This is a genomic window from Lacrimispora sp., from assembly GCF_047605665.1.
Classification (GTDB): Bacteria; Bacillota; Clostridia; order Lachnospirales; family Lachnospiraceae; genus Lacrimispora.
Genome location: NZ_JASGFH010000016.1, coordinates 18,978 through 43,552 on the forward strand (window position 1 = coordinate 18,978; position 24,575 = coordinate 43,552).

General features: G+C 47.8%; 24 protein-coding genes. 19 read left to right on the forward strand and 5 right to left on the reverse strand.

The genetic code is table 11. From position 1 onward, the window contains the following. Positions 1–107: 107 nt before the first annotated feature. Entirely contained in the window at positions 108–1,010 is a 903-nt protein-coding gene (locus QM657_RS13630) for a class I SAM-dependent methyltransferase (protein WP_415067247.1), read from the forward strand. A gap of 68 nt (positions 1,011–1,078) precedes the next feature. Here the strand turns inward: QM657_RS13630 and QM657_RS13635 are convergent, their stop codons facing one another. Next, complete coding sequence (locus QM657_RS13635) at positions 1,079–1,762, reverse strand: potassium channel family protein (protein WP_415067248.1); 684 nt, start codon at positions 1,760–1,762, stop codon at positions 1,079–1,081. Positions 1,763–1,772: 10 nt separating this feature from the next. Beyond that, positions 1,773–3,071 (reverse strand): TrkH family potassium uptake protein, encoded by a 1,299-nt coding sequence (locus QM657_RS13640; RefSeq protein ID WP_415067249.1) that lies wholly within the window; start codon positions 3,069–3,071, stop codon positions 1,773–1,775. 255 nt (positions 3,072–3,326) lie between these two features. Here QM657_RS13640 and QM657_RS13645 point away from each other — a divergent pair, with 255 nt between their 5' ends. The 7 genes from QM657_RS13645 to QM657_RS13675 all read left to right on the forward strand — a co-directional run bounded on the left by QM657_RS13645 (position 3,327) and on the right by QM657_RS13675 (position 10,906). Then, positions 3,327–4,841 (forward strand): ATP-binding protein, encoded by a 1,515-nt coding sequence (locus QM657_RS13645; RefSeq protein WP_415067250.1) that lies wholly within the window; start codon positions 3,327–3,329, stop codon positions 4,839–4,841. 1 nt (position 4,842) lies between these two features. Then, on the forward strand, positions 4,843–5,541 hold the full coding sequence (locus QM657_RS13650; protein WP_415067251.1) for a response regulator: 699 nt from the start codon (positions 4,843–4,845) through the stop codon (positions 5,539–5,541). Between the two features lie 238 nt (positions 5,542–5,779). Next, a complete protein-coding gene (locus tag QM657_RS13655) occupies positions 5,780–6,865 on the forward strand; it encodes an ABC transporter ATP-binding protein (RefSeq protein WP_415067252.1) in 1,086 nt (361 codons plus the stop codon). Next, positions 6,862–7,719 carry an ABC transporter permease gene (locus QM657_RS13660; protein ID WP_415067253.1) on the forward strand — a complete coding sequence of 286 codons (858 nt, stop codon included), beginning with the start codon at positions 6,862–6,864 and terminating at the stop codon, positions 7,717–7,719. Before QM657_RS13655 ends, QM657_RS13660 begins: the two co-directional genes overlap by 4 nt. A 31-nt stretch (positions 7,720–7,750) precedes the next feature. Next, entirely contained in the window at positions 7,751–8,539 is a 789-nt protein-coding gene (locus tag QM657_RS13665; protein WP_415067254.1) for an ABC transporter permease, read from the forward strand. A gap of 39 nt (positions 8,540–8,578) precedes the next feature. Continuing rightward, positions 8,579–9,658: a spermidine/putrescine ABC transporter substrate-binding protein gene (locus tag QM657_RS13670; protein WP_415067255.1), complete on the forward strand. Its 1,080-nt coding sequence runs from the start codon at positions 8,579–8,581 to the stop codon at positions 9,656–9,658. 42 nt (positions 9,659–9,700) lie between these two features. Then, entirely contained in the window at positions 9,701–10,906 is a 1,206-nt protein-coding gene (locus QM657_RS13675) for an MFS transporter (RefSeq protein ID WP_415067256.1), read from the forward strand. Positions 10,907–10,969: 63 nt separating this feature from the next. Here QM657_RS13675 and QM657_RS13680 read toward each other — a convergent pair whose 3' ends face one another. The 3 genes from QM657_RS13680 to QM657_RS13690 all read right to left on the reverse strand — a co-directional run bounded on the left by QM657_RS13680 (position 10,970) and on the right by QM657_RS13690 (position 13,670). After that, on the reverse strand, positions 10,970–12,157 hold the full coding sequence (locus tag QM657_RS13680; protein WP_415067257.1) for an MBL fold metallo-hydrolase: 1,188 nt from the start codon (positions 12,155–12,157) through the stop codon (positions 10,970–10,972). Further along, complete coding sequence (locus tag QM657_RS13685; RefSeq protein WP_415067258.1) at positions 12,141–12,857, reverse strand: DUF542 domain-containing protein; 717 nt, start codon at positions 12,855–12,857, stop codon at positions 12,141–12,143. The genes QM657_RS13680 and QM657_RS13685 overlap by 17 nt, the downstream gene beginning before the upstream one ends. Before the next feature lie 123 nt (positions 12,858–12,980). Then, positions 12,981–13,670 carry a Crp/Fnr family transcriptional regulator gene (locus QM657_RS13690; RefSeq protein WP_415067259.1) on the reverse strand — a complete coding sequence of 230 codons (690 nt, stop codon included), beginning with the start codon at positions 13,668–13,670 and terminating at the stop codon, positions 12,981–12,983. 234 nt (positions 13,671–13,904) lie between these two features. Here QM657_RS13690 and QM657_RS13695 point away from each other — a divergent pair, with 234 nt between their 5' ends. From QM657_RS13695 to QM657_RS13745, 11 genes are all read left to right on the forward strand, one after another. Further along, positions 13,905–14,660 carry an IclR family transcriptional regulator gene (locus QM657_RS13695; RefSeq protein ID WP_415067260.1) on the forward strand — a complete coding sequence of 252 codons (756 nt, stop codon included), beginning with the start codon at positions 13,905–13,907 and terminating at the stop codon, positions 14,658–14,660. A 283-nt stretch (positions 14,661–14,943) separates the two neighbouring features. After that, the gene (locus QM657_RS13700; RefSeq protein ID WP_415067261.1) at positions 14,944–15,522 is read left to right on the forward strand and encodes a hypothetical protein; all 579 of its coding nucleotides are present in this window, start codon (positions 14,944–14,946) and stop codon (positions 15,520–15,522) included. Next, a complete protein-coding gene (locus tag QM657_RS13705) occupies positions 15,503–16,468 on the forward strand; it encodes an ABC transporter permease (RefSeq protein ID WP_415067262.1) in 966 nt (321 codons plus the stop codon). The genes QM657_RS13700 and QM657_RS13705 overlap by 20 nt, the downstream gene beginning before the upstream one ends. A gap of 19 nt (positions 16,469–16,487) precedes the next feature. Then, positions 16,488–17,351: a carbohydrate ABC transporter permease gene (locus tag QM657_RS13710; RefSeq protein ID WP_415067263.1), complete on the forward strand. Its 864-nt coding sequence runs from the start codon at positions 16,488–16,490 to the stop codon at positions 17,349–17,351. A 37-nt stretch (positions 17,352–17,388) separates the two neighbouring features. Next, entirely contained in the window at positions 17,389–19,491 is a 2,103-nt protein-coding gene (locus QM657_RS13715) for a hypothetical protein (protein WP_415067264.1), read from the forward strand. 53 nt (positions 19,492–19,544) lie between these two features. Continuing rightward, a complete protein-coding gene (locus QM657_RS13720) occupies positions 19,545–20,096 on the forward strand; it encodes a hypothetical protein (protein ID WP_415067265.1) in 552 nt (183 codons plus the stop codon). Continuing rightward, the gene (locus QM657_RS13725; protein ID WP_415067266.1) at positions 20,089–20,538 is read left to right on the forward strand and encodes a hypothetical protein; all 450 of its coding nucleotides are present in this window, start codon (positions 20,089–20,091) and stop codon (positions 20,536–20,538) included. The genes QM657_RS13720 and QM657_RS13725 overlap by 8 nt, the downstream gene beginning before the upstream one ends. 14 nt (positions 20,539–20,552) lie before the next feature. Beyond that, positions 20,553–21,656, forward strand: a complete 1,104-nt coding sequence (locus QM657_RS13730; protein WP_415067267.1) for an ABC transporter ATP-binding protein — start codon at positions 20,553–20,555, stop codon at positions 21,654–21,656. After that, positions 21,649–22,050: a hypothetical protein gene (locus tag QM657_RS13735; RefSeq protein ID WP_415067268.1), complete on the forward strand. Its 402-nt coding sequence runs from the start codon at positions 21,649–21,651 to the stop codon at positions 22,048–22,050. The genes QM657_RS13730 and QM657_RS13735 overlap by 8 nt, the downstream gene beginning before the upstream one ends. A gap of 7 nt (positions 22,051–22,057) precedes the next feature. Then, positions 22,058–22,600: a hypothetical protein gene (locus QM657_RS13740; RefSeq protein WP_415067269.1), complete on the forward strand. Its 543-nt coding sequence runs from the start codon at positions 22,058–22,060 to the stop codon at positions 22,598–22,600. Continuing rightward, a complete protein-coding gene (locus QM657_RS13745; RefSeq protein WP_415067270.1) occupies positions 22,575–24,557 on the forward strand; it encodes a DUF4962 domain-containing protein in 1,983 nt (660 codons plus the stop codon). Before QM657_RS13740 ends, QM657_RS13745 begins: the two co-directional genes overlap by 26 nt. Positions 24,558–24,575 lie beyond the last annotated feature (18 nt).

The following is a 24,575-nucleotide window of genomic DNA, read 5'->3' on the forward strand; positions in this document are numbered from 1 at the left end:
GGGTAAAGTGCTTGTTTTCCCTGCTTCTGTAAGATATAATATGTATCAAATGGTTTTTTAAAACAGTTCGATTGATTATAAAATAAAGGAAGACGGAGGGAATCTTGATGGAGTTAAATAAAGGCAGCGATCTGGCCTATTTTGTGGATATGTTCGAAAAAGGCCGTCCCGGAAGTGATAAAACTGTTCATACGCCTCAGATGTGGGATGAACGGGCAGAAAGCTGGGGACGGGAGCTGAGTGTGGACTGCCCATTCCGGCGGACTATAGATGACAGGGTCCGTGCGGCGGTGGAGTATTTAACCGGAAGAGGATTGCTCAATAAGGACAGCCGGGCAATTGATATCGGATGCGGTCCGGGCCGCTATGTGGTTGAATTTGCCAGGTGCGCAGATCATGCCTCTGGAATTGATATTTCGGAAAAGATGCTGGAATTGGCTGCGGGCTATGCAAAGGAACAGGGAGTAAATAACGTAACCTTTACTCCCTGCGATTTCAGCAAAGCGGACATCAGTGAAATGGGCTGGGAAGGCGCTTTTGATCTGGTGTTCTCCTCCATCACCCCTGCAATCAATTCCATGGAAGGCCTGGAAAAATCCATGAAAATGAGCCGGGGTTACTGTTTTCACAGCAATTTCCTGTATTGGAATGACGAGCTTGAAAATCAGATTGGGCAGGCGGTTTTCGGTGCGGGCCAGCGTCCCCATCAGAAGTGGGACTGGCATTGGCACTATTCCCTGTTTAACATTCTGTTTCTGAAGGGATATAACCCGGAGTCTCATTACCACAAGCAGAAGATTGAGGATAAGGGTGAGGTCAATATTGATCTGGCCAGATATTACGCCGGAATCTTTACCAAAGACAGAGCAGAACTGGAAGTTAATGCGGAACGTGTTTTTTCTTATCTCAAATCTATGGCAGATGAAAACGGAATGGTGGACCAGAACTCGGAGCGCTGGTATGCGTGGCTTTTGTGGGATGTGCGGGGGAAGGTGGAGGAGAGGGGGTAATTGTTAATAGCTGGAGCGGGATTCTTTTGAACCCCGCTCCATTATCACATCATGAGGAACAGCCCTGCTTACCGGCCATCCTTTGTCAGTAAGAGATGCTCAAATTTTAAAATGCTTTTTTTCTGGCCAACCACAGCGATCAAATCATCGGTGTGCAGCTTGAGATCAGGAGTGATCTCCACAATGGTTTCATTCTCCCTTACGATTGCAATGATATTGAGCCCGAACCGTTTGCGGAAATCCACCTCCAGAATGCTCTTTTCGGAAAATTTGTCCGTGAGCCTCAATTCTGATATGGAATATTCGCTGGAAAGGTCAATAAAATCCAGTGCTCTGGGGGCTGTCAGGGAGTTGGCCAGGCGTATGCCCCGGTCTCTTTCCGGATACACCACCTCTGCACCGATTTTTTGCAGTACCCGGCCGTGTTCGGCGCTTATGGCCTTTGCCAGGACTCTGGGAACTCCCAGCTCAATCGCGTTGAGAGCTGTCAGGATGCTGACCTCAATCTGCTCCCCGATGCAAACGATGACAGTGCCGCAATTTTGTATTCCCGCCTCTACTAAGGCCGCCTTATCAAGCTGCGGCACCACAAAGGCCTGCTGAACCTTATCCTGAATCTGTCTTATTTTGCTTTCGCAGTTGTCCAAAACCAGAACCTCCTGGCCGTTTTCCGCAAGGGTCTCAGCAAGAGCAAATCCGAAACGTCCTAATCCGATCACCCCGAAGGCGATACTCGCTTTATAATCAAACATAATGATTCTCCTATCCAATGGTTATTCGTTCTTCCGCGTAGGAAATACTTGATGAAGGCCGGTACACCCAGACACACGCCATGGTGAGGGGACCGATCCGCCCGATAAACATAATCAGACATAACAAGAGCTTGCTGCCGTCTGTCAGATGAGGGGTGATGCCTGTAGACAGACCCACAGTGCCAAAGCCTGAAACCACCTCAAAAAGAACTTGCATGAAAGAAAGCTCCGGCTCGATCACGCAGATCAAAAGGGTTATGATACAGACGGTGATCATTGCCATACTGGTCACGGTAAACGCTTTAATAATGCTTTCGTGAGGAATTTTACGCCGGAAAGCCGTGCATTCCCGGTTTGTGGCAGAGGAAAGAAGGCTTTTTACCAGTGTAAAGGTGGTGGTGGTCTTGATACCGCCGCCTGTGGAACCTGGGGAAGCTCCGATGAACATCAGGATGATCAGAATAAACTGTCCTGCTGTGGAAAATTCACCGAGAGGATAAGTGCTAAAGCCTGCTGTCCTGGCAGATGTGCTTTGAAAAAAGGCGCCCAGCCAGGTCACGTCATCCGTAAGCTTTAACAAGACAGTACCTGATAAAAGCAGGGAACCTGTCATGGTAAGTACGATTTTTGTATTCATACTGAGGTTTTTCCAGGACCGCTTATGCAGGATTTCCCGTATGACACAAAATCCCAGACCGCCGAAGATGATCAATCCGCAGGTCGTTAAATTCAGCAGCACATCATCCCGGTAAGGAATCAAATTCTGGTAGCCTCCCAGGATGTCAAAACCTGAGTTATTAAATGAGGCGATGGTGTGAAAGGCGCTGATGCCCAAGGCTGATAAGGGGGGATAGTCCTGGGAAAATACGAGATAGCTGAGAATGAAACCGGCCCCTTCAAAACAAAGCGTCATCATGATAATCGCTTTCACCAGCCGCACCATGCCCTGAAGTGTATCCAGATTCAGGGATTCTTTTACAAGGACACGCTCTTTTAACCCCACCTTTTTTCCTGCCAGCAAAATAAACGTAACGCCCACAGAGGTGATTCCCAGCCCTCCGATCTGAATCAGCAGCGCCACTACAGTCCTGCCAAAAACATTGAAATGATCAGCCGTATCGATGGCGATCAACCCGGTCACACAGACGGCACTGGTGGAAGTAAACAGCGCATCCACCGGATGGATTGTAACGCCCGGATTGGCGGAAACAGGCAGAAGCAGTAAAAGAGCTCCCAAAAGGATTACAGAGGCAAAACCCAGGGCTATAAACCGTTCCGGACTTAACCATTTTGTATTCAACGATGTCACACTCCTTGTGTTTTATTTTTGCACATACCTATCTCTGTAGGAAATTTGTGCTTTGTGCAGCTTCTAAATAGCATTATAACGGGTATGGTGTGAGGGCGGTGTGAGAATAGCTTCCGGTATGTGAGAAAGCTGTGAGGGAAGCGCCTGTTCAAAAAAGTCCATCTTGTAAAGTTTGAAGTTTAGAAGTACAATATCAAACAATATATGTGAAATACAGATGCAGGCATATCCGTCTGATTTATCAGGAGGGAACATATGAAAGTAAGGTTGTTTTTCAAAAATTATGCGCTGCGCATAGCGGCGATGCTGATGCTGCTTGGAGCAGCTTCTGTTATTGGATTCATATTTCTCGGTTTCGGCCTTCCGGAGGCCAATGTTGCCATCGTTTACTTATTGGCAGTGCTGCTTTCCACGCTCCTGATCCCAAGATATCTCTTTGGTTTCATCACATCGGTTCTTTCGGCTTTTGCATTTGACTTTCTTTTTATGAAGCCTCATTTTACCTTTACAGTCAATGCCTCCAGCTACATCATTACCTTTGTGATCATGGTGGTGACAGCGTTTATTACAAGCACCCTGGTATCCCATACAAAATTGAGCGAGCGAAGGGCCCAGGAGAGCGAAGCGGAAACAAAGGCCCTGCACGGGCTGACCAAGTGCCTGACTGACGCCTCCGATATCCATGATATTGCAGGAATTGCCGTCAGCGCTATCAGCGGTGTCACCTGCGGCCAGGCCGGGTGCCTGTGTTTTGATGAAAAAGGGATGCCGGAAAAAACCTTTGTCCAGCAGATAACCCCTGAAAAACAGATACAGCGCAGCCTGGATAACCGGGAAGCTTTTCTGCGCCAAATGAAACAGGCAAATGGCGGGGCTTGTGTGGGAGAGGAATTTTACGACTGGCCCATCTGCGGCAGGGAAATGACTCTGGGAGTCATACGGCTGCCAAAGGAAACGGCGCAGTTTTTAAATAAGTCCCAGGAGCGGCTGCTTTTTTCCATGATCGAGAGCATTGCACTGGCTATGGACCGTTTCCGGTCGGCCCAGCAGCGCATTAAGCTGCGGGAGGAAACAGAACAGGAGCGTTACCGCAGCAATTTGCTCCACTCCATTTCCCACGACTTGCGGACGCCTCTCTCCGGTATTTTAGGAGCTACGGAAATGCTTCTCACCATGACGGGTGAGGAGGACCAGCGGTATCCGCTGATTGAGGGAATCGGAAATGATGCCGGCTGGCTCTACTCGCTGGTTGAAAATATCTTAAGCCTGACCCGTTTACAGAGCGGCAAGCTGATTGTGGATAAGCAGATCGAGGCGGTGGAAGAGGTTCTCGCCGGGGCTCTGGGCCAGATATCACGGCGTTATCCCCAATATGATATTGCAGTCTTTGCGCCGGAGGAGCCGTTCTGGGTGCCTATGGATGTAAAACTGATCAGCCAGGTGCTGATCAATCTTCTGGACAATGCCGTAAAGCACACCCAGCCCTCCGGTGAAATCAGCATTTCAGTTATGGAGGATAAGACGGAAAATCAGGCGGTATTTTCAGTGAAGGACAATGGTTCGGGAATTAAGGAGGCGGACTTACCCCACTTATTCCAGATGTTCTACACATCGATGCCTCCTCATTCCACTGCCAGGCCGGGAATCGGTCTGGGGCTTTCTATCTGCGACACCATTGTCAAGGCTCACGGCGGGACGATCACAGCAAAAAACTGCGGCTCTGATTCAGGCGCAGAGTTTACTTTTACATTGCCCTTAGAAGGAGAATAAGATGGATCAGTACAGGGAACGCATTCTCGTAGTGGAGGATGATAAACAAATACAGAATTTTATAGAATATTCTCTTCAGATGGCCGGCTTTTCATGCGTGGCAGTCAGCACCGGAAAAGAGGCCTTAAGCTGCGTGAAGGAAGGGGTGGCTGATCTGATTCTTCTTGACCTGGGACTTCCTGATTTTGACGGCATGGAGGTCATACGCAGCGTGCGTGAATGGTCTGAAATCCCCATTATCGTGGTTTCTGCCAGGGATCAGGACAAGGAAAAGGCGGTTGTGCTGGATATGGGAGCGGATGATTATCTGACGAAGCCGTTTTCCGCCACCGAACTGCTGGCCCGCATCCGGGTTGCCCTCCGCCATTTATACAGGCAGGGAGCAGGAGTAGAACACAGCGTCCGTCAGGTGGGGGAGCTGAAAATCGACTTTGAGCGGCATTTGACATATTTGAATGGACAGGAAATCCATTTGACGCCCCTGGAGTACAGCCTGCTCTCTTTATTTTTTAGAAACATGGGAAAGGTTTTGACGACAAAAAATATTTTAAAGGAGCTTTACGGGGTGAATTACGGCAGTGATACCCAGGCTCTGCGGGCATTGATGGCTGGATTGAGAAGAAAAATAGAAGCGAATCCCTCAAAGCCCCGGTATATTATGACCGAAATTGGGGTTGGTTACCGGCTGGTGGATGAGTGAGGAAGCAAAAACAGGGATATTTCATAAGGTGCTGTTTCTCCGTATTCATATGGCAGAAACAGCATTTTTGCGTCTCGGAGACGGCTGTCCCGGCCTCTTCCCGATATTGACACAGCAAAAAAAGAGTACTATGATAGTAATCATCTATCTTATTGAAAAAGATTCCCATAAAAGGCAATGATTTCCTATAATCAGCGCCATGGGGAATGCGGATATGGAAGGCGGCGGGTGTAGGACAATGAGTGAAGTGATTTTACAGTTGGAGCAGGTTGCCAAAAGCTTTGGCAAAAACCAGGTGCTTCAGGGCATTGATCTGGAAATTTACAGCGGGGAATTTATCACGCTGCTGGGGCCTTCCGGGTGCGGAAAGACCACGACTCTGCGCATTATTTCCGGCCTGGAAATGCCGGATCAGGGGCGTGTGCTGGTGGGAGGACGGGATGTGACGTGGGCAGAGCCCAATAAGCGGGATGTCAATACGGTATTTCAAAATTACGCCCTGTTCCCTCATATGACGGTGGAGGAAAACATAGGATATAGTCTGCGCCTGAAACGCGTAAACAAACAGGAAATCAGCCGGGAGGTGGAAAAAGCCTTATCCCTTGTGCAACTGGAGGGCTATGAAAAGCGCATGCCTAACGAGCTTTCCGGGGGACAGAGGCAGAGAGTCGCCATAGCAAGGGCCATTGTCAACCGCCCCCGCATTCTTTTGCTGGATGAACCTCTGGGGGCTCTGGACCTTCAACTGCGGCGCCAGATGCAGAGCGAATTAAAGCGGCTGCAAAAACAGCTTGGAATTACCTTTATTTACATCACCCACGATCAGGAGGAAGCCCTCAACATGTCCGACCGCATCGTCGTCATGAGGGAAGGGCAGTTTGAACAGATCGGCGCTCCTGATGAGATATACAGCACGCCTAAAACCAGCTTTGTGGCAGGCTTTGTGGGCAGTGCCAACATCCTGAGAGGGCGGATTGAGAAGGTGGAAGACGATGAGGTCTTTATCAGACATAAAAACGGAAGCTTTTCCATCCAGCGCCGGGGTGCCGGTGTAAAGCCGGGTCAGAAGGTGAATGCAGCCGTCCGCGGTGAGCAGGTGAACATACGAAAAGCGGAAGAAGGCAGTTTTCGCGGCCTTTCAGGCACAGTTTTGGAGAAAAACCTCGCAGGCGGCATGCTGCGCATTCTCGTATCCTTAGATGACGGGGAAGAGATGGTCGTGAGCCGGTGCGGCATTAAGGCTGATGTGGAAGCGGGAGACCGGGTCTGGCTGGATTGGGAGGCAGAGCACGGGGCGCTCATTGACCTGGAGGAGAGCGTATGAAAGGTAAAGTGAAGCTTCCATCCATCCTGGCGCTTTTGCCTGTTTATATCACCACCCTGGTCTTTGTGGCAGGCCCATTGGCCTATATGGTGGCTCTCAGCTTTTTAAGCCGTTCAGAGACCTGGGGCGTGGAAAACACCGTGACCCTGCGCAATTACATCAATATTCTGGAACCTGTATACCTGGGAACCATACGCCAGTCCCTGAAACTGGCCTTTCTCTGCACTGCTCTCATTGCCCTCATCGGATATCCCTTCGGCTACTTTATGGCAAGGCTGCCTGAGAGGCAGCGCAGGGCAGTTTCCTTTTTCCTCATCATTCCCATGTGGACCAGTTCCCTGATGCGTCTGTACGGCTGGATCATTATTTTCCGCGCCGGAGGAGTGCTGGACGGAATTTTTATGAAAGCAGGAGTGATACAGGATTCTTTAAAACTGCTCTATACTTATCCCGCCGTGGTGACTGGCATGGTGTATGTGCTTTTGCCCTTTATGATCTATTCCGTGTATTCCAATGCGGAAAAAATGGACTGGAACCTGGTGGAGGCTGCCAGGGATTTGGGTGCCAGCAGAATGCAGGCATTTCTCACCATCACCTTTAAACTCACCATGCCCGGCCTGCTTTCCGGTGTTGTGCTGACCTTTATCCCTTCCATGGGCCTGTTCTTTGTGGCTGATATTTTAGGGGGAAATAAAGTGGTGCTGGTGGGAAGCGTGATACAGGAGCAGTTAATGAAAGCCCATAACTGGCCCTTTGCAGCGGCATTTTCCGTGGTGCTCATGGTTCTTACCAGCCTGCTTATTTACCTTTACCGCCGCATAACCAAGGTAAAGGATTTGGAGGGTCTTGTATGATACGTTGTAAATGTACAGAAGGGAGGATGACATGAAACAGAAAAGACGAGGCCTGTTTCCCGGCCTGTATTTGGCGGTAATCCTGATTCTTACATATATCCCTTTGCTTCTGGTCATTCTCTATTCCTTTAATGCCAGCCGCATCAGCTCCGTATGGGGCGGTTTTTCCCTCAGCTGGTATCAGGAGCTCTTCCGGGACCGCTCCATCTTTGAGGCTTTGCGCAACAGTATAATTTTAGCAGCCGCCAGCAGCACGTGTGCGGCGGCAATCGGAACCCTTGGTGCAGCAGGCATGGCCCGGACCATCTGCCGCTTTAACGGTCCGGTGGAGTATCTTTCCACACTGCCTATTATGATTCCTGAAATTATTCTGGGTATGGTATTTCTGGTGTTCTTTTCCCTGATCGGTCTGCCCTTTGGCATGACGTCCCTGATCATCGGCCATACGGTTTTTTGCATTCCCTATGTATTTACCATGGTAAAGGCCCGGCTGGCCGGAATGGATAAAAGCTATGTGGAAGCTGCCAGGGATTTGGGAGCAGGGGATATGCGGGCTTTCTGGGACATTACCTTTCCCCTTCTGCGGCCCGCCATTGTGTCAGGTATGCTGATTTCCTTTGCCATGAGCATGGATGATGTGATCATCAGCATGTTTCTCACCAATGTGAACACCAATACTCTGCCCATTAAGATATATACCCAGTTAAAGACAGGCGTGACCCCAAAAACCAACGCCTTATGCGCCCTGATGTTTGGCTTTACCCTGCTTTTAGGGCTCCTTTCCATGTGGATTGGAAGGCCGCGGAAGGATCGCGTCTGAAACCGGGAAATGAAATATAGAAAAAAGGAGAATGATACTATGAAAAAATCTATGATAAAAATCGCTTCCTCTTTGCTGATTGCCGGCCTTCTTACAGGCTGCGGCAGCTCCGGTGGCTCTCAGAGTGCCGATCAGCCGAAAAAAGAGGCAGGCCAGCTTAATCTTTACACCTGGGAAGGAATGTTCCCCCAGGAAGTGCTGGACGGCTTTGAAAAGGAGACGGGAATCAAGATCAATTATTCCAATTACGACTTCGGTGAAACCATGCTCACCAAGCTTCAGGCGGCAAAGGGCGGTGAATATGACCTTGTGATCACTGATGACTATATTGTGGAGACGGTCATTGCCGAGGGCCTGGCTCAGAAACTGGATAAGAGCAAGCTGCCAGGCATCGGCAATGTGAACCCCATTTTCCAGGGACAGTTCTTTGATCCAGGCGATGAGTATACCGTGCCTTACGGTGCCGGCGTGCAGACCATTGTATACAACCCGGCGGCGGTTGACCTTCCTATTGCCGGATACGCTGATTTGTGGGATTCTTCTTTAAAGGACAGCCTGGGAATTGTAGCCAATTACCGGGTTATCAACGGCATGGCTCTCAAGGTTCTGGGTGAGAGCTATAATACAGAGGATACGGATAAAATCCAGGCAGCAGGAGATAAGCTTCTCACCCTGGCACCAAATATCCGTCTGATCAAGGATGATAATCTGCAGGATGACCTGATTTCCGGAGAAATCAATGCGGCCATCATGTACACCTCTCAGGTGACCCAGGCCAAGATGGCAAATCCTGAGCTGGAAGTCGTATTCCCGACAGAGGGAATCGGCCTTGGAATCATGCCTTCATTTATCCCTTCCCAGGCTCCCAACCCGGATGCGGCCTACAGCTTCCTGGAATACGTGCTCAAGCCTGAAAATGCGGCAAAATGCTTTGAATGGCTGGGATATTACAGCACCAACAAGGCTGCCGACGGACTCATTGCCGAGGAATACCGGGATTTCCTCACCCTTCCTGCTGATTTCAGCGGTGATACGGAAATGATCCAGAATATCGGTTCAGAGGCTCAGGACCTTCATGCCAAAATCTGGACTGAGTTTAAAACTGCCTGCGGACAATAAAACAACGAAATGCAGGCAGCCCGAATTTTTCACGGAGGACCCATGGAAAACTGGAAAGCAAAATTTATATTTCTGGGGATCGGGCAGGCAGTATCCATGCTGACCAGCTCAATCCTTCAAATATCAATCGTATGGTATTTAACTCAAAAAACAGGCTCGCCTGCCATTGTGACCATGTCAACCCTGGCCGGATACCTGCCCAGGGCAGTATTGGGACTCTTTACCGGAACTTTTATCGACCGGTTCAACAGGAAAAAGATCATCATGTTCTCCGATCTCATCATTGCCCTGGCAGCCGTATCCCTTGGGCTTGTGGCCTTTTGGGGAGAGATTCCGGTGTGGCTGATCTTTGTCATGCTGTGTGTCCGGTCCATGGGTGCGGCGTTTCATACTCCTTCCTTTAATGCAGTGGTTCCCTCCATTGTCCCCAGGGAGCAGTTGGCCCGCTGCGCAGGAATCACCCAGGGCTTTGAATCCGTATCCCTCATACTCAGCCCCGCTATCGCAGCCTTTTTATTTGGATTTTGGGATTTAAGCTCCATCATATTTTTAGATGTGGCAGGAGCGCTGATCGCCATTTCTATTGTATGGATTCTTCCCATACCGGCTCATGGTGGGGAGGAAGAGGGCAAGTCCCTGCGCATCTGGCAGGATACCAGGGAAGGGTTTGAAGTCCTCCGCAGGCAGAAGGGATTGATGGCGATTATGGTCATCAGCACCATGTATGCGTTTATTTACTTCCCCATCGGCTCCCTGTATCCCTTAATCACCATGACTTATTTTGGGGGAACCGTGGCAGAGTCCAGCGTGGTGGAAATCGTCTTTTCCGGTGGCACTCTGGTGGGGGCCCTCATCCTCGGAATCGTGGGAAATAAGGTGAATAAGGTCTATGCGATCACCGCCTCCATCGGCATATACGGCGTGGGCGTCATGCTCTCCGGTCTGCTGCCGCCTGATGGACTGAAGCCGTTTATTGTGTTTTCGGGCATTATGGGCTTTACCCTTCCTTTTTTCTACGGGCTGCGGACTGCCATTTTTCAAAGCAGCGTGCCGGGAGAATACTTGGGGAGAGTTCTTTCCCTGGCCTACAGCGTGAGCTTATTTGCCGCTCCCCTGGGGCTTTTGCTTGGGGGCACTGTTTCTGAATTCATAGGAGTCAATTACTGCTTCTTTATCTGCGGCATTCTGTCCATAGGGCTCGCATCTGCCATGATGCTTACCCCTTCTGTAAGAAGCATCAAAGTGTGATAAAAAATCTCCAGCCAACAGGAACTGTAATCCTGCAGGCTGGAGATTTTTTCTTTTCTATTCTTACTGGCAAAGAGCTTTGGCAACCTCTGCCGCATTGTTAAAGTCTTCTTCCTCCGGGTTCCACTGGCATTTGGCTTCTGCCTCTGCTACGGAAAATCCCGCTTCTGTCAGCTTCTCACGAAGAACCTTAGTGCCTTCTCCGCTCCAGCCGTAGCAGCCGAATACAGCCGCTTTCTTTCCCTTAAATTTCAGCTCTTTCAGGAAATCCAGCCAGCCGCCTACCGATGAGAGGATGCTGCCGCCTACGGTGGGGGAGCCAAGGGCAATGGCTTTGGACTTAAAGACCTCTGTCATAATATCGTTTTTATTCGTCTTGGAAATGTTGAAAATCTTCACTCTGGTCTCCGGTGAAATCTGTGAGATTTCAGCGCTGATCTTATGGGCGAGCTGTTTTGTGCCATCCCACATGGTATCATAAACCACGGTAATCTGATCTTCCTGATAATTCTGGGACCACTCGTAATACTTTTCCACGATCTGTAAGGGATTTTCCCTCCAGATAGAACCGTGGCTGGTGGCAATGATATCGATAGGCAGGTTTAAGGCCTGTATTTCCTCGACTTTCTTCTTCACAAGAGGGGAGAAGGGGGTCAGGATGTTGGCGTAATACTTAAGGGCCTCTTCCCAAAGCTTGCACTGGTCGGCCTTGTCATTAAACAATTCTTCTACTGCAAAATGCTGTCCAAAGGCATCGTTGGAAAATAAGATGTTATCCCCTGTCAGATAGGTTGCCATGCTGTCAGGCCAGTGAAGCATTCTCATCTCAACAAAGACCAGCTTCTTGCCGTTTCCGATATCAATGGAATCCCCTGTCTTCACCACCTGATAATTCCATTCCGGATGGTGGTACTGTCCTGTCAGAGATTTCACGCCGTTTGCCGTGCAGTAAATGGGGGTGCCCGGTATTTTTTCCATCAAGGCAGGAAGGGAACCGCTGTGATCCACCTCTCCATGGTTTGCAACGATGAAGTCGATTTCCTTTAAATCGATTTCCCTCTCCAGATTGTCAATGAACTCGGTGGAGTGAGGCTTCCAGACCGTGTCAATGAGGACTGTCTTTTCTTCCTTTATTAAGTAGGCATTCTGGCTGGAGCCGTGGTTGATGGAGTAATCCGCTCCGTGAAAGGACTCCAGCTCCCAATCCATAAATCCAACCCAGTAAACATTATTTTTAACAAGTTTTTTCATCGCTTTGTTCCTCCTCATACTTTTGAAATAATAGTGAATTTTCTGTAAATATATGAATGTATATATCCTTTACCAGTTCCTGAAGCTTTTGAAAGAGCAGATGATAAGAGGCACATCCGTCCTTTGGGGGAGTGAAGTCATTGGTGCAGGCTGTGATTTCCTTAATCAGGTTTCCGGCTGCATCGTGCTCATCCTCCAGCTCCTTCACATATCCGCTGTTTCCATTGCCCAGACAGCTTTCCTTCATGTAAGGAAAGACCAGCTTCTCTTCTTTTGCAAAATGCTCCTGAAGCTCTTTTCTCAAGTCTGAAAAAAGTCCGTGAAGGGGGATTACCTGTTCCGGATGGTGTCCGTAATGGGCCAGAAGCACCCGGTTCATCAGTTCATCGCATTCTGCCAGAAGGTCCCTTTCCTTTGTGTGGTGAGTTTCCATAATATAGTCGATCAGTTCAGGGACATTCATCTTTTCCAGCCGTTCTATGGGAAGCACCTGCCCGGTATCGGCTGCCCCGGCTGTTTTAGCGAGCTTTTTATTGAGCAGATCAATAAAGCTTTTGGAGTCAATTCCCAGCTCCTGTATGGCATCTTCTAAAAAATCTTTTCCTCCGCAGCAGTAATCAATGTGAAAGTCATTGAAGATTTCTACTGCTCTGGGATAAGCTTTTACAACATCGGTAATCCTCATTTTATTTGTAATCATAATTTATCCTCCTCAGATTCCTGCTCACTTTAGAACGCTTTGTTTTGTTTGTAAGGCCAGTATACCTGGATCAGAGGAGAAAAAATGTGATTTAAATCATTATTTTTAACTTTTTTTAAATTTTCAGCTTCCATTTTCAAGAATGTTTCTCAGGATATCCTTATTCTGAATGAGAATCATCCGGTTTCCCTTAAGTTCAATGGCTCCCTCTGCCCGAAGCTCTCCCAGCTTCCGGCTTATGGTTTCCCTCCGGATGTTGATATAGGCGGCGATTTCTTCTCTCGTCAGCTCAATGGCCTCCCCTTTGATCCGGTTGCTGCGGAATAAGAGGAATCCGGCAATTCTGGCCTTTGCATCGTTGACGGATAACAGTTGGGTCAGTTCATTGGCCAGAGAAAGCTTCTCTCCCACAACTTTTAACATTTTAATTCCGACTTCCGGTTTTTTCAAAATCAGGTCCTGGATATCGGCCAGGGAGATGAGGCATACTCCGCTTTCTTCCAGGGCAATGGCGTTTGCCTCCAAATCCTTTCCCCCGAAAATATTCTGTTCGCCATAGATATCCCCTTCTGTCAGTATGTCCAGAACGTATTCCTTTCCTTCCAGGGAATAGTGATTAATTTTGATTTTTCCATACCGGATGATCATGATTTTTTCCGCAGGATCGTGTTCATGCAGGAGGGTTTCCCCTTTTCTGTAATCCAGATGAAGGGCCCTGGATATCAAGGCTTTCTGCTCTTCCACGGAAAGAGGCTGAAAAAGGGGAATTCTGGAGGTGCATAATCGGTTGCAGCAGTTGCAGTGGTGTTCCATGGGATTCCTTTCCGGTTCCTGACGACCCGCCTTTTACATCAGAATCAGTGTCTGTTGCTGAAAATTATACCGGACCTGAATGGTTTTTTCAACCGGTTTTACAAGGTTATGGCAGAAAATAATGGAAAGGAATTCCAGAACATTGATCTTCAATATTGACACTATGGCAAAAACAGAATACAATCAATGTAATTATGAATTTGATTCGTATATATAAACTTTTGGAGGTATGAGATGAATCGGACCGTGGAGCGCACATTTATGATTTTGCAGTTGATCGCCGGCAGGAAAAGGGGCATAACCCTGCAGGAGATCACAAATGAAATGGGGATGGCCAAAAGCAGCGTTTTTGTCATCGTTCAGTCTTTACTGGAACTGAACTACATTACAACACTTCGGGACAATGATAAGAAGTATTGTCTGGGAATAGAGACCTTTTCCCTGGGCATGAAATATGTGGATGAAATGAGCCTGATACAGGAATGCAGCGTGAATTTACAGCCAATCGCTGAAAAGTATAACAAAACCGCTTTCGTGGCAGTTTTAAATGGAACCAAGATCGTGTATGTGCATAAGTACGTGGCGCAGAACGCCAGACTGGCCTCCTGCGCCATCGGAACCAGAAAGGATGCCCATGCAACCTCTCTTGGAAAGGCCATCCTGGCATTTTTGCCAAAGGAAGAGCAGAGCGCGGTCCTGGATAAGATTGACTTTAAGCCCTTAACCGATTACACCATCACTTCCAAGGAAAAGCTGCTGGAAGAATTGAAAAAGACAAAGGAACGCGGATATTCCCTGGACCAGCGGGAGCTGGAGAACATAACGAGCTGCTGCGGAGCCCCTGTTTTTGACTATACGGGAAGGGTGATAGCGGCTGTCTCCCTGTCGGATATCTATAATGAAGAAATTGACAATGAGCAGGTTGCCAAGGAACTGAAAGAAGTGGCCATGAACATATCAAAAAATTTGGGATACAATCCCCACCCGTAACAGCCCGGTGTATGCCGGTGAGCATGTGTTATGCGAGAAATATCCTTTTTACTTGTGATGAGAAATACAACATAAAGGGAATTCTCGCATTTTTTCTTTGTACGCCCTGTATATTTGTGAAGGAATAATATAAAATGCACATTTATATTGACAAAAACATAAATGAAATGTATAATATGCTCATATTGAAAACCTAGTTCTTATATATGAACTTTATGAATTTTAAGATCTCTTTTAAAGAGATCTCACTTATTAAACATTATCATGAACGGAGTTCTTAATTATGAACAGAGAAAAAGAGGTTTTTTCCTTCCGGCATTTGGATCTGTTGTTTTTTTCCATACTCGCCGCTGTTTCAGAAATTATGAGTTATGGGATGCTGGGAGTCTGGAACAGCGGTTTTCATTTCAGCTTTTCTACAGTTCTCTGCCTCATCGCCATGATCCGCTGGGGCTGGACCGGTGTTATTGCAGCCATGATCGGAGGAATACCGGGCATCCTGTTTTCTGATATGCCCCTTTGGTCCGGAATTTTGTTTTACGTCCTGTCTAATGCATTCATAGCCATTCCCATGGCGGTTTATGGGGACCGGAACAGGGATACCATTGCAGAGGGCCACGTTTTTTTATTGCTTTATATCTTCCTTTCCCATTGCAGCCTGTCTGTCGGAAAGGGAGTCGCCATATTTTTGCTGACAGGGGAGACAACGGGGGCCATGGATTACTTTGGAGCAGCATTTTTTACCCTGATCATCAACACCATCGTGTGCTGTGTGCTGCAAATGCGGAACGGACTCATTTGCGATATGAGATATTACTTTACTGAGACGGAAGGAGAAGGCAATGGAAACGGAAGAAGTTAAAATGCGGGAGCCTCAGGCGAAAAAGATATGGAAAGCAGTGAAAAAGGATTGGCGATTGTATGTGCTCCTGCTTCCCCTGGTGGTCTGGTTTGCTTTATGGGCCTATAAGCCCATGGGAGGACTGCTGATTGCATTTAAGAGGTTTGACCCTCAGTTCGGTGTCTGGGGAAGTGAGTTTAAAGGCATCGACAATTTCATCAACCTGGTTTCAGGGGTCAATAAGGTCGAGTTCTGGCAGGCATTCAGAAATACTTTTATCATCAGCGCCTACAGCCTCATATTCGGTTTTCCTGTCCCCATTATCCTGGCTCTGCTGTTTGCGGAGATCGGAAATGATACGGTCAGAAAACTGACCCAGACAGCTACATATCTTCCTCATTTCCTTTCTGAGGTTACCATTACGGGAATCGCCCTCATGCTGGTATACAGCGGCGTCCGCTCAAGCGGAATCATCGCTTCCTTATTTCAGCATCTGGGGCTCATCGAACCGGGGATGTCCATGATGCAAAAGTCCAATTATTTCAGGCCTCTCTACATTATGGCTGGAATATGGAAGGAAAGCGGATATAATTCCATCGTTTATTTTGCGGCTATCATGGGAATTTCACCTTCCCTGTACGAGGCGCTTAAGGTGGACGGAGGAAACAAGTTTCAGGAAATCCGCTTTATCACATTTCCCGGCATGGCGCCCACTCTGATCATCATGATCATTATGAGGATCGGAAGCATGCTGACCATCGGCTATGAAAGAGTTCTGCTTTTGTACAATGCCAATATCTATGTGACGGCAGACGTGCTTTCCACCTTTGAACAGAGAATCGGTATTCTGGCGGGCAATTACGGAATCGGAGCCGCGGTCAGCTTATTCAACTCGCTGATTGCCTTTGCGCTGGTCATCGGGGCCAATACCATCAGCAGAAGCATATCGGAAACATCATTGTGGTAGTCATGGAAGGGTGGAATTGATGGAGCGATTAAACAGAAGTGAAAAGATATTTAAAGTATTCTCCTATACAATGGTGATCATCTTTGCATTGCTCACCCTGTATCCGGTTTTATATGCATTCAGTGTATCGATCAGCGGAAAGGTGGCATATGAAAGCGGCCAGATTGTACTCCTGCCAAAAGAAGTGACCTTCCAGGCTTACGACATGGTGCTTCACAACAAGGGTTTCTGGATTGCCTATACCAACACCCTGTTCTATACCGTACTTGGAACTGCCTGGAGCATGGTCATTTCCATTACAGGCGCCTATGCGCTGCAAAAGTCAAAGCTGATGTTCAGAAGGCAGTGGAACTTTTTGCTGGTGTTCACCATGTGGTTCAGCGCCGGTATGATCCCTTTGTATTTAAATTATAAGACCATGCACGTGGATAACCGGTGGGGAATGATCATTGCATTCGGAATTCAGGCCTATAACATCATTCTTCTCAGAAATTATTTCAGCAGTATTCCCAAGGAAATCGAGGAAGCGGCCATTGTGGATGGGGCCAATGAATTTCAGCTTCTGGGAAAGGTCTACATACCCATGTCCACAGCCAGCATTGCGACTGTAACGCTGTTTTATGCCATTTCCAGATGGAACGGTTATTACTGGTCCAAGATGCTGCTGGCAAATCCCTATGAGCAGCCTTTGCAGGTGTATTTAAGGCAGTTAATTGAAAATTATCAGAAGCTGTACGATGAATCTCCGGTTAACCTGGCCTATTCTGCGGACAGTCTGGCTTATGCCATCATCATATGCTCGATCATACCTGTGTTAGTTATTTACCCGTATATTCAGAAATACTTTGCAAAAGGTGTGAATGTAGGCGGTGTAAAAGGATAAATGTATTTATTGCCATAAGGCAGAAGGAGGATTTTTTATGAGAAACAAAGTAGCAGGGGGTATTCTTTGTGCCGCGATGATCACATCGCTGTTATCCGGATGCAATTCTTCCATCGTGGATCAGGCAACGACAACGAAAGAAACTGCAGAAACAGTGCAGCAGACAGAAACGGAGGCAGCGGATAAGACTGACTTATCAGAAACGGTTCCGTTAAAGTTCAATATTGCCAACGGAAACAAATCGAGAACCATGACCTACAATCAGGAGTCGCCATTGACCCTGCCGGACGGCACAGTGGTCACCGCCGGCATGCTCAAGCCCATGTGGACCTACGTGGAAAAGGAATTAAACAGCAAGTTTTCCGACGTGACCATACAGGATGTGAAATCAAAAGACATGATCCAGACCGAGTCCACCTCCAACTTTTCAGGGGCCAATATTTACGGCGGCGAGTCCATTGCAGAGCGCCTTATGTTTTACGGAACGGAAGGCAAGTTTGTAAACCTGACGGAGAAGATGGAAGCCGGCTATATGCCGAATTTTAAAGAATATCTGGAAAAGAATCCCGATGTGAAGGCGGCTGTTACGGCTTACGACGGAAGCATCTATCATGTGCCTTACATCGCTGAGTTAAACCAGATCGCAAGAACCTTTGTCATCCGGGAATCCTGGGTGACAGGGCTGTTGGATGCAGAAGGCGCTGCTTATGATCAGAAACCGTATGATGTGCATTATAACGGCTTTTATGTGGAAGGCAACCGCAGAGTGGGGGAAAACGGAGGAACCGTTACTCCTAAGATTGGAATTGACATTGTAAAGAAAACAGACCAGAGCATCATTGAAATCCAGAATGCGCTGGATGTGAAAAACGGAGAAACCTTAACAAAGGCGCTGATCCAGTATATTGCAGACAATTACGATTATGAGCATCCGTCTGAGTTATTCCTTGGAGAAGCTGCTGCTTACGACATTGACGAGATGATCGCCCTGATGCGCTGTATCAAAGCCAATCCTGCCCTGCTCACAGAGGGAAAGGCAGAAGCCGTATGGCCTCTCTTTGTCAGACAGTCCACCTACCGTGAGGATTTGCTCCGCCTGTCTACATACTTTGACGGCATCAAGGTCCATGGAGCCGACTCCTATCAGGCCAGATGGTATATTGATAAAAATGGCGATGTGCAGTACACCTATGCGGAAGAAGGCGTTTACAAGGTGTTACAGTACTTATCCATGATGGAAGCGGAAGGACTGATCTATTCCGACGCCTATGATTTAAATGAAAAGACAAATTACCGCTCCACCTTATGGGGAACCGACACCGGAGAAGCACCTTCCTTTGGATTTATGACTTACGACTGGATTGCCTCTTCTACCGCTGATTCCTTAAATCCCGATACCGTTGTGATTCTGCCTCCTGTTGCCAAGGTAAACGGCGCATGGCAGTATTTCCTGGACAACGGAAGAGCCATCAAGCCTGACGGCTGGGCCATTTCCGTAGCAGGTTCCACAGAAGCGGAAGTGGAAAGAGCCTGTGCGGTTATGGATTACTTCTTTACAGAAGAAGGAAGCGTACTGCAGAATTACGGATTGCCTATGAACCTGGAAGCTGGAAAAACGTATGAAGGACCGGACGGAATCCAGTATCCGCTGTTCACTCCATGGGTATATGAAACTTCAAACAACGTGGCAAAAGGAGACTTATCGACGTTCTTAAGAGACTGGATGGGCTGTCTCATGCCAATCGGATACCAGAAGGAAATCGGTTTTGAATATCAGTATACCTCTGAACGGGGATTTGACGGCTGGGCCCTTCTGCAGAATTCAACGACTAACTTTGCAACTTATGCAGGAAAGGGAATCGCAGGAGATAACCCCAATTACTACAAGATGGTGCCTCCGGTATTCTCCCTGACTTCCAGACAGAAGGAAACCGTATCAGATACAACGTCCCTGGATACGGATGATATTGTGGAGTACATGTTTAACATCGTCCGCTATCAGGCAAAGGGCAATGCGCCTCAGGGAGCAGAAGTAGCAGGAAGCTATGAAGATTATTTGGCAAAGTTCAATGAGCGGGGCCTCGGTATATATGAAGAAACGTATCAGGCAGCTTATGAGGTTATGACAGCGGATAAATAGCAGGAAAATCGGGGAGGGGAAATTCTCCTCCCCTGTTAAAGAGGTGGAAGCGGATGATGCAGAAGTGCTTAAAAACTCAAAGACTGGCAGCATGGCTGCACGGTACAATCGCAGTGGCTGTGTTCCTATATGCTCTTTGCTTTATGACAGAGTATAAAGACTTATTCGGGCTGAAATTAAAGCAGAATGCCCAGATTTCCTTTTTCCACGATTCCATCCTGCAGGTATTTAACAAACAGATCTTTGCATTTGCAGTACTTGGGGTTCTCGTTCTTTTGCTTTCCTTTCTGTTGGAGACCTTTAAGAAGATACCTGATAAATTTGCTTTGATCGTAATAGAGCTGTCACTGGCTGCCTGCTGTTTGTGCTGTGCCTATGCCCTGTTTAATCTCCAGGCCATCGAAGCCTACTACAGCGGGATGGATTTCCAGTATTTAAGGCTGGAGAGCGCAAGCGATTATGAGCCTCATTTCACCACCTTCCGGGTAGGAACGGGAATCTATGGGGCCAGCATCATATGCAGCCTGTATTATGGCGTTGTCATCTGCCGGAGTCATTTTAAATTCCTGAATAATCAGAAAAAGGGAGGCACAAGGAATGGATAGCCGATCACTTGAAAAGGAAAAAAAGGCGTACGTCTCACTGTATAAAAAGAATGTGCTGCCGTATTCCCTGATTCTATGCTCCATATTGGCGGAACTGGTCTATGTGATTATGGTTTTGGATGTGATGCCTGTCAGCTATCTGATGGGAATTACGGTAATGGTCAACATCATGATGTTATTTGCCCTCTTCACCTGCGCCATGAAGGTCAGCGTCTACCATAAAAAATGGGCTGTCACCGCTGTTTTTCTGGGAATTTATATGCTGGTACGCATGTCCGTACTGGTGCCTTTCCTGTTAAAGCCCTACGGCAGGCAGACGGAAATCGGAGCTGCAAATATTGTGGGAGGAATCATACTCCTGGCAGCCGGTTTGATCAGCTTGAAGAATACGAACAGAAGACAGCGGCTGCTGGAACAGTTAAATCAGTCAAATGCCGGCTAGGAGAGGTGAAAGGTATGGGGAAACTCCTGTTTAAAAATATCAGTAAAGTATATTCCAATGGATTCCATGCAGTCGATCACTTCAATCTGGAGGTGGAAGACGGTGAATTTATTGTTTTCGTAGGCCCCTCCGGCTGCGGAAAATCAACGGTTCTGCGCATGATCGCAGGCCTGGAACAGATATCCGAGGGAGAACTTATTCTGGAGGATAAGGTGATCAATAAGTGCCCGCCTGTAGAGCGGGATATCGCAGTGGTATTTCAGGATTATGCGTTATACGGCAACATGTCTGTCTATGACAATGTGGGAATGAGCCTGCGCCTCAGACATGAAAGGGATACAGTCATATACGATAAGGTGAAGGAAGCCTCCGGGATTTTAGGCCTGGAAAGTCTTTTAAACCGTTTGCCGGGGCAACTGTCCGGAGGCCAGAAGCAGAGGGTGGCTCTCGCCAGATCAGTGGTGAGAAAGCCCAAAGTATTTCTCATGGATGAGCCTCTGTCAAACCTGGATGCAAAGCTGAGGACCAGCACAAGGGCTGAGATCGTCAGGCTTCAAAGGGAATTGAAGGTAACGACCATTTATGTCACCCATGACCAGACGGAGGCCATGACAATGGCAGACCGCATGGTGGTTTTAAAGGATGGGATCATCCAGCAGGTAGGGACTCCCAATGAGATTTATTATAAACCCTGCAATTTATTTGTGGCCGGTTTTATCGGAGCGCCGCAGATGAATTTCATGGAAGGGACGGTTGAGGGAAACCGGTTTTTATTTGGCTCCCACGCCCTTACTCTTCCCCAAAAGGCCGCGGATTCCTTAAAAGCATATTCCGGCAAAAGCCTCATATTAGGGGTCAGGCCGGAACAGTTTTCCGTTTCTGATGGGGCGGCTGAAAACACCGTGACGGGGGAGCTGGAAAATAAGGAGTTTTTGGGAAATTATTATATTTTGTATGTGAGAATCGGGGAAACAGTTCTGGCATGCCAGATTGAGAGTATAGAAGACAGGTTTGATAAACAGGTCAGTATTCATTTTGAAATGGAACACCTCTACTTTTTCGATAAGGAAACGACGGAGTTAGTGCTGTATGCAAAGGCGGGCGAAAACGATGAATAAACAGTTAACCGGTATAGGGAAAGCGGTCATCGCGGTTGTTTCAATCGCACATCTGATTTTTACGAATATTCATGTAAAGGCATTGCTTCTGCTGGAACATGAGATGTGCGGTTTTGTGATGTTTTTATTCGTCCTCATGGGGCTGGTTGCCCTGTTTGAGTCGACCCGCATTAAGAAAGATGAGAAGGCAGAGCGGATTTTTACAGCGCTCATATGCTTTGCGGCAGCAGGACTCGGATTATATCTGGTGACGATTTACCAAAATGCGATTTCTCTGCAGCGTTCTCTCGATGTGAACGTGGTGAGAAATGCGGTGGTTTTCAGCATGGGGATTATTCTGGCTTATGTCATTTCCGGCGTTTTGATGATCGCAGGCTTAATAAAGAACAGGTGATGGGATTATGTTGAACAGAGAAAAGAAGTATGGAAAAAAGAAAATTCCGGACAGTGTCAAGGCAGGAATATTCCGGTGGTGGATTGCGGGCATGTGCTACTTCTTTATTGGATTCGGCACACAGGCAGGCGGCTTTGCCGACCCCCTGGACCTGATTTTTTTCCTGGGCCTGGGTCTGGGGATTGCGACTTTATTTCTTTACAATCCGGTGGCCTACCGGATGTTTGATATTGTAAGAAACGGAAAGGTTTACAACCAGTCTTACTTTGAGAGGAGCGGCTGGCAGAATGCAAGGTTTAAGCTGGCTGAAATCCTGAAAAATATGGTTCTCGTATTTTTTGTCTATATGACCTATCAAACCGTAAATCTGCTGTTGGAGAGTCTGCTCCGCCTTCCCAAAGGAACGGTCATCATTCCGGGAGAGCCCTTCGGCTTTGCTGCAATTTACGTCATCTATTACCATCTGCTGACGAGGCTGGGGGATAAAGCGGAACAAATGAAGCGGAAAGGGAGGGAAAAGCAGGATGAACAGTCTCGTATTTATCGGTGATTTAAAGCCTTATAAGGAACAGATGAACGGAGCCAGGAAAAAGCAGTATCAAAGGCTTCTTGAGCAGGCAGACCGGTATGCCTCCTGTGAGCTGCCCGCCCGGCACCCGAAGGAGAGCACCACTTATATGGGAATTGCAATCATGAACCTGGCCCTGGCCTACCGCCTCAGCGAAGAGGAGCGGTACTTGTCCGAGGCCAAACGGTTCATGGAAGCGGTCCTGTCCTATGAGAAATGGGGAAATGCCCATCTGGTAAACGTGGATTTGTCCGCTTCCTGGATATTATTCGGCCTGTCCCTGGGATACGACTGGTTAAAGCCGTATTTAAAGGAAGAAGAAAAGGAGCGGATTTCTGCCAAGATCAAACACCATGGGGACATCATGTATCAGTATAAGCTGGATACATACGGAAGCGGCTGGTCCACCAATTACTACCAGAACCACAACTGGATCAATATGACCGGTCTGGCCGCAGCCGGATATGCGCTCTCAGAAGATGAAAGCAGGTCTGCCCGGTATCGATCGGAGGCGAAAAACAACTTTTCCAGGGTGTTTTCGCTGCTGGCCGATGACGGTTCCAATTATGAAGGCGTTCCATACTGGAGATACGGAGGCATGTGGCTGTTTGTATATGCCCATCTTCTTAAGGTTCAGGAAGGAATCAATTATTTTCAGACCAGCGGTTATTTAAAGAACACCTTTTATTACCGCCTGTATCAATCCTGCGGCGATCTTGAGCAGCAGATGAATTTCGGAGACTGTCACGACCGTCACAGCGGCCACGTCCCCTGTGTCTATTATAAAACGGCTGCGGAATATCAGGATGGATTTGCCCAGACCTTTGGAAATCTGGTTCTTGATGAATTTCTGGAAGCTGAAGCCAGAGAGAGCAAGATCAAGCCGGGCATTTTGCCGGAAGCGGCATTTGAATTTTTATGGTATGACCCTGAGGTATTGGAGAAACGGCTTTCCGATCTTCCGAAGGTGAGGTTTTTTGAGGATTTAGGTCTGCTGTATATGAGGGAGGACTGGAGCCAAAGCAGCAAGGTCCTGACCATAAAATGCGGCTGCCCAGGAGGCAGGAAGCAATGGGTCAATGGCTGGGATTTATACCGCAGGGAGGGTGTGAAGTGTCTTTCCCTTTCCCACCACCATCCGGACAATCTTTCCTATATTTTTGCAAGGGGAAGTGAATACTTAACGTGTGAAGACGGGTATAACCGGAATATCATGCCGGATAACCACAATGTGATTTTAGTGGACGGCCAATACACCGATGCAGTTGATGAAAATGATATCTATGTGAGCAGCGCCCGGATGAGGCTTGAAAAAGACCCTTTATACCCCATAGAGGAACGCTACAGGGGAGAAGTGGTCCGCCTTGAGCTGGACGGTTCCTTGGTCATTTACAAAGGCGAGACATCAGGGATATACCCGGAAGAGCTTGCCATGAAAGAAGTGAGCCGCCTGCTATTTACGGACCAATTATCCTTTTTCCTGTTTGCAGACGTGTGCATATCGGAAAAAGAGCATATCTACCGCATCATTTCCAATACGGATATGCCGGCCCAAAAGCAGAGCGGCCACCGATATAAATACCCCATGGAAACGGGAGACATGACGTATACGGTTTTTTCAGACTGTGAAATCCGCGCAGAACAGTATACCCAGGAAGTAGTCAGCGTGATGACGACCCAGGAACCGGACAAAGTCTGCAAGGCTTCTATCAATACCCTGGCATTTCAATCGGCTGTGCCGGTTAAAGAGCAGAGGTTCATAGAATGCTTTACCTTTGACGAAGTTCATACGGAAATTATATATGAAGGAAATGAGCTTTTTATTAAGTGCAGGGAAAAGGAATACCGGCTGACCTTTGGCGATGAAATGGCTGGGATCACCATAGAGGCCCCCGGCGAAAACGGGGAGAGAAAGAGCTATCGGATTCCATCATGTTGAGGAAAAGGTGAGGAAAGA

What these genes read in the sequence shown, in the direction of transcription:
- QM657_RS13665 (WP_415067254.1), top strand. Translation starts at nt 7,751, where the DNA reads ATGAAACAGAAAAGACGAGGCCTGTTTCCCGGCCTGTATTTGGCGGTA.
- QM657_RS13715 (WP_415067264.1), top strand. Translation starts at nt 17,389, where the DNA reads ATGAGAAACAAAGTAGCAGGGGGTATTCTTTGTGCCGCGATGATCACA.
- QM657_RS13645 (WP_415067250.1), top strand. Translation starts at nt 3,327, where the DNA reads ATGAAAGTAAGGTTGTTTTTCAAAAATTATGCGCTGCGCATAGCGGCG.
- QM657_RS13705 (WP_415067262.1), top strand. Translation starts at nt 15,503, where the DNA reads ATGGAAACGGAAGAAGTTAAAATGCGGGAGCCTCAGGCGAAAAAGATA.
- QM657_RS13670 (WP_415067255.1), top strand. Translation starts at nt 8,579, where the DNA reads ATGAAAAAATCTATGATAAAAATCGCTTCCTCTTTGCTGATTGCCGGC.
- QM657_RS13730 (WP_415067267.1), top strand. Translation starts at nt 20,553, where the DNA reads ATGGGGAAACTCCTGTTTAAAAATATCAGTAAAGTATATTCCAATGGA.
- QM657_RS13725 (WP_415067266.1), top strand. Translation starts at nt 20,089, where the DNA reads ATGGATAGCCGATCACTTGAAAAGGAAAAAAAGGCGTACGTCTCACTG.
- QM657_RS13630 (WP_415067247.1), top strand. Translation starts at nt 108, where the DNA reads ATGGAGTTAAATAAAGGCAGCGATCTGGCCTATTTTGTGGATATGTTC.
- QM657_RS13720 (WP_415067265.1), top strand. Translation starts at nt 19,545, where the DNA reads ATGATGCAGAAGTGCTTAAAAACTCAAAGACTGGCAGCATGGCTGCAC.
- QM657_RS13710 (WP_415067263.1), top strand. Translation starts at nt 16,488, where the DNA reads ATGGAGCGATTAAACAGAAGTGAAAAGATATTTAAAGTATTCTCCTAT.
- QM657_RS13635 (WP_415067248.1), bottom strand. Translation starts at nt 1,762, where the DNA reads ATGTTTGATTATAAAGCGAGTATCGCCTTCGGGGTGATCGGATTAGGA.
- QM657_RS13700 (WP_415067261.1), top strand. Translation starts at nt 14,944, where the DNA reads ATGAACAGAGAAAAAGAGGTTTTTTCCTTCCGGCATTTGGATCTGTTG.
- QM657_RS13655 (WP_415067252.1), top strand. Translation starts at nt 5,780, where the DNA reads ATGAGTGAAGTGATTTTACAGTTGGAGCAGGTTGCCAAAAGCTTTGGC.
- QM657_RS13740 (WP_415067269.1), top strand. Translation starts at nt 22,058, where the DNA reads ATGTTGAACAGAGAAAAGAAGTATGGAAAAAAGAAAATTCCGGACAGT.
- QM657_RS13650 (WP_415067251.1), top strand. Translation starts at nt 4,843, where the DNA reads ATGGATCAGTACAGGGAACGCATTCTCGTAGTGGAGGATGATAAACAA.
- QM657_RS13735 (WP_415067268.1), top strand. Translation starts at nt 21,649, where the DNA reads ATGAATAAACAGTTAACCGGTATAGGGAAAGCGGTCATCGCGGTTGTT.
- QM657_RS13685 (WP_415067258.1), bottom strand. Translation starts at nt 12,857, where the DNA reads ATGATTACAAATAAAATGAGGATTACCGATGTTGTAAAAGCTTATCCC.
- QM657_RS13675 (WP_415067256.1), top strand. Translation starts at nt 9,701, where the DNA reads ATGGAAAACTGGAAAGCAAAATTTATATTTCTGGGGATCGGGCAGGCA.
- QM657_RS13695 (WP_415067260.1), top strand. Translation starts at nt 13,905, where the DNA reads ATGAATCGGACCGTGGAGCGCACATTTATGATTTTGCAGTTGATCGCC.
- QM657_RS13660 (WP_415067253.1), top strand. Translation starts at nt 6,862, where the DNA reads ATGAAAGGTAAAGTGAAGCTTCCATCCATCCTGGCGCTTTTGCCTGTT.
- QM657_RS13745 (WP_415067270.1), top strand. Translation starts at nt 22,575, where the DNA reads ATGAACAGTCTCGTATTTATCGGTGATTTAAAGCCTTATAAGGAACAG.
- QM657_RS13680 (WP_415067257.1), bottom strand. Translation starts at nt 12,157, where the DNA reads ATGAAAAAACTTGTTAAAAATAATGTTTACTGGGTTGGATTTATGGAT.
- QM657_RS13690 (WP_415067259.1), bottom strand. Translation starts at nt 13,670, where the DNA reads ATGGAACACCACTGCAACTGCTGCAACCGATTATGCACCTCCAGAATT.